At 43.6% G+C, this 4,146-nt stretch carries 4 protein-coding genes; 2 read left to right on the forward strand and 2 right to left on the reverse strand.

Annotated features, from left to right (window positions below; translation table 11 throughout):
• The coding region (locus RM811_RS19765; protein ID WP_402527586.1) for a hypothetical protein at positions 1-441 on the forward strand (441 nt) is incomplete at its 5' end.
• Between the two features lie 274 nt (positions 442-715).
• Here RM811_RS19765 and RM811_RS19770 read toward each other — a convergent pair.
• Entirely contained in the window at positions 716-1,801 is a 1,086-nt protein-coding gene (locus RM811_RS19770; RefSeq protein WP_402527587.1) for a replication initiation protein, read from the reverse strand.
• Positions 1,802-2,156: 355 nt separating this feature from the next.
• Between RM811_RS19770 and RM811_RS19775 the strand changes: the two genes are divergently transcribed.
• The gene (locus RM811_RS19775) at positions 2,157-2,492 is read left to right on the forward strand and encodes a hypothetical protein (protein ID WP_402527588.1); all 336 of its coding nucleotides are present in this window, start codon (positions 2,157-2,159) and stop codon (positions 2,490-2,492) included.
• A gap of 320 nt (positions 2,493-2,812) precedes the next feature.
• On the opposite strand, the gene RM811_RS19780 is transcribed toward RM811_RS19775, so the two are convergent.
• Positions 2,813-4,146: hypothetical protein (locus RM811_RS19780; RefSeq protein WP_402527589.1), on the reverse strand; the 1,334-nt coding region annotated here is incomplete at its 5' end.

Below are 4,146 nucleotides of genomic sequence, written 5' to 3' on the forward strand. Positions count from 1 at the left end.
GTTGTTGATATTTATTCTTTTGATGATGATCAGCAATATTATTTTGATCAGATTTATTCAGATATAACAGAGATAGACAAGCCTTACGAAAGAACATTCTTCTCAAATTTAGCCGTCAAAGTGGAAAAGATGGATATGACCTTCTTCGAGGAAAGAGGCTACAACGCGATGGTGGATCTGTTGGAAAAAAGAGGTCTGTCAACGGTAAGTCATAGTTGCTCTAATGATTTACAAGCTGTTAGCGACAATGCTTTATTCTGCTCCGATCCTGATAAAAACCTAATGTTTGCAGTTAAATATTTGTTGCATTCAGGCAAGATTGCAGATTTAAAACTGTACGCTTGGTTAGATAATCGCCCTAAGATCAATGAATCCGGTTCGGAATACAAAACGGCTATGCGGATACTCAATGATAAAAACCTATTGTCACTGGTTGATTAATGCAGAAGTCCTTTAAGATGACTGTCGTATTATCCAAACCACATACTCGATGGTTGCCAGCTTGAAGCGATAGCCAGAGGTGGGATTTTCCACCTTTCCATATCCTAATCAGGCTTTCCATTAACCCTTCTCAGCCGGACACTTGCCTCTTATCTATAGTGCGTCAAAACCATCAGCACGAATAGAGATATTGCGCCCTATCAAATCTGGCCAGCCGGTAATATTCACCCGAAACGTATCCGTATCGTAGGTACTCAGCACTCACCAGGCAGTACTAATCCAGATCCAGACCTTCAGCCCAGCTTCTATCAGTCAATTTTTCCTCAGTCGATTTTGATTCCGGCTTAGTTGCTGCCTGATCTTCCCTGCGCTTGTTTTTAAGTATGCCTATGTAGTAGTTAATATCTGAGCCTTTCACAACGCCTGCCGACTGAGCTTTCATAAGGTCGAGTAATCCTTCTAGAAAAACTTCTCGGGGATAAGTGCGACAGATCGTGAGTATTTGTTTACTGGTAGCATCAGGTATAAACGAGAGAATATATTGCATTGCATCTTTATGGACAGCCGCATCTGAAGGTATCACCGTATCGACAATAGACTCCTCGCTTTCAACTTCTACAAACTTCTCATTGTGTCCAATCTTGAATTTAATAGAGTCAACCTTTCTTCCTTTTCGTACCGGATTGAAATCAAACATAAGGTCAGTATGTAATTTAAGCTCTGCCTGGCTTCGCTCCAATACATACCGCCTGAAGTCATAAAACTTCGGGTACCTGCCTTTTTCTACCCCAAGATATTCCCGCAAATCCTTCAAGGTAATATCCCTGAACGCTGCCTGCCTGCCATTGTTGACCCCATTTAATGGCAAGAACTGTCTAAACAACTCGTACAGCCGGAATGAATAAGTGGATTTAAGCTGTGCAACCTGGTTCAGGTGATAGGTTGTAAAACTGCTCTTCATTTGAAGAAGATAAGGTTTCAACTTAGGGGATATTGCAAACTCTACGAGTCCGTCTGACGGTAAGTATTCAGCATGAGAGAACCATGCTGTCACCAGGAACCCTTTCGGGTTACTCGGCTCCTTAATGGTAATGGCACTGGTCGTCAGGCAAGTACAGATAGAGTGTATATCTCTGTACAGGTTTTCCTTGCTGATTCCTGTCAGCGAAATCAGTTCATTGATCGTAATGCGGTAATTTTTGAAATCTTCGTCATCAGGTGATATTTGACCGACAACAGCCAGTATGACTTTCTGATCCCTCATTTTCAGCCGGGTCCCTACTTCCAGCAACTTGATCTCGACCACCTGATTCGCCTTGGTGATTTTTATGTGATCAATATCGGTCATAATTCTTGCCATGTGAAAGAATCCATTCAGGAGAAAAGGTAATAATCATAATCTCACTAACGGAATAATAAAATACCGTTTCCGCTTTAATATGTAAAAGGTACCGCTTCAAGGTGTAAAAGGTACCGCTTCAAGGTGTAAAAGGTTCCGCTTTAAGGTGTAAAAGGTTCCGCCATAGACCGCTACAGCCCTTGTATTCACTGCTCTGTAGAGGAGGGCAAAACAAGAAAAACAAGTAAAAACAAGAAAAACAAGACTAACTGACTGCGTCGGTTTGTTGGTTGAGTTCTTATTTCTGTAAATGAGAAAAACACAATTCTGTAAATAAGGCGTTGTGGAGTTCTTACGTAGAAATAGGAGAAAAGAAGTGACTAAGAAAGTTTTTAAGGTCGAATTCGATGGTGTTGATCAATATGAAAATGTGGATACCGGAAGAGAAGGCATCATTTTTGTTACAAAGCTAAAAGGACTACGGACAATGAAGATAACTCTGGATGGCTGGGATGCTACCTGGATAGCCAGACAAATAGAGCCTATAAAAAAAGATGGTTATGGCTCCATTATTCTGGAATGCCCAGAAATCAATGGAACAGGAGAAGCGATAATGCATAAGGAATACATCGAAGGTAATTTGAAATATTTCTACTCAAATATTTATGTTAAAGAAAAGTTTGAACTCCTGAAGCTATCTCGACTGAAGTAAAAATCTTAAAGACGGATTCCGTCTTTGCCCTAACCGGCTGCGCTGTTTTGTTGGTTAGGGCTGTTTGTCAGTCTTTACCGGATATCCGGCATTGACAGTAACCAAGGGAGGTAGAGGGAAGAAAACAGGAACCAAGATTATTATTACGAAAAAAACGACCGTATTTCTCATCAATATAATTACGGCCGGAAGTGGTTTGTTTCGTATGAATAGTTACGGAAAAAGTCGTTTTATGGTTTTATCCGTAATTTTGGTATTTAGACCGTATTAGTTGTCCGTTCGACCATGCGTTGCGCAGTAACAGCAGAGAGACTGCCAAGCTATTCTTCCATACCCTCAAATTCTGCCCTCATATAACCAGTGCGCTCTGCGACAGATGGAGCAGATGGAGCAACAGGAGCAACATGCTCTGCAAACGTAAGTGCAAGTGCATCCCCGCAATCAGGACTTGATAGTCCCCTTTTTTTCATATCCTCCTTTTTCTCCAACTGGATCTGGAACTTTGTCGCTGTATAGCCGTATTCCAGCCCCGTTAGTTCGTCGCCTAACTCTGGATCATCGGGAATATCAACCTCACCAGCTAACCACTCTCTCATTTTCCCCCACATCTCAGCCCGCTTGTTCAGGTACATCTCTACTTCATTCGGCTTTGCGGCTGCGCTCACTTCCTGTATCCAGAAGCCCAAATCTACTAACTGATCAACGACACCACCACCGACACCAATCCCATCAACAAACGTACACTCCGGGGTATGTTGGTTGATCTTCTCCACCACTCTGGCGGCTAACTGCACGGTGTTCAGACTGCGGTATTTATAAATCTCGATGACTTTACGGCCTTGCCTGACACAGATTACAGACTGGTCATCACCAAAACGGGCAACGTCCACGCCCAATACAACCGGCATGTGATAATAAACAGAGTGTTCAACAGTTCTTTCCCTGGCTTCAGCTACATGGTCTGAAGGGATAAATTGCAGACTGCCTGCCCTGGGAAACTCTCCCTTAACTCTAACCCTGACAAAATCAGAATCCTCTCCGTAGTCATCAACCCATTGCGACAACTGTTCATCATTCGTCATCTTGCAGGTACGGCTGTCAATTTGAGTGTGATTCCAACGATGCTTAAATTTACCAAAGCATTCACGAAACCGGCCGGTATTCCGTGTCGGGTTGCCATAGCAAAACCACATGGCTCGTGGTGTGGTCATGGCACCCTCAGACACTTCCCATATTGCATCAGGGATTGCAGAGGCTTCGTCGTAGAGAATTAACACATGGTCGGCGTGTAAACCGGCAAAGGCTTCCGGCCGTGACTCACTCCAAGGAATGGCAGATACAAACCATGTTTCAGGATGCTGCACTTGGTAAAACTTGGTAGCGGTCCATTGAAACCAATAATGATGGACACAGCGTTTGTGCCAGACCGACAGTTCCCGCCATGTTTTGGTTCTCAACTGAGCTTCTGTATTGGCGGTAACAATGCCTGCCAGATGCGGCTTGGTAGACATTGCCCACAGGATGATCCAGGCGACTAAAGCCGATTTACCAATGCCATGGCCTGAAGACACCGCTTCACGAATCACTGCCAGCTTGTCTTGCTCCAGAGCATCTCGAATACGGTTCAATTGTTCTGTCTGCCATGAGTCTGGCT

The sequence above is a fragment of the Endozoicomonas sp. genome (assembly GCF_031844845.1).
GTDB lineage: Bacteria > Pseudomonadota > Gammaproteobacteria > Pseudomonadales > Endozoicomonadaceae > Endozoicomonas.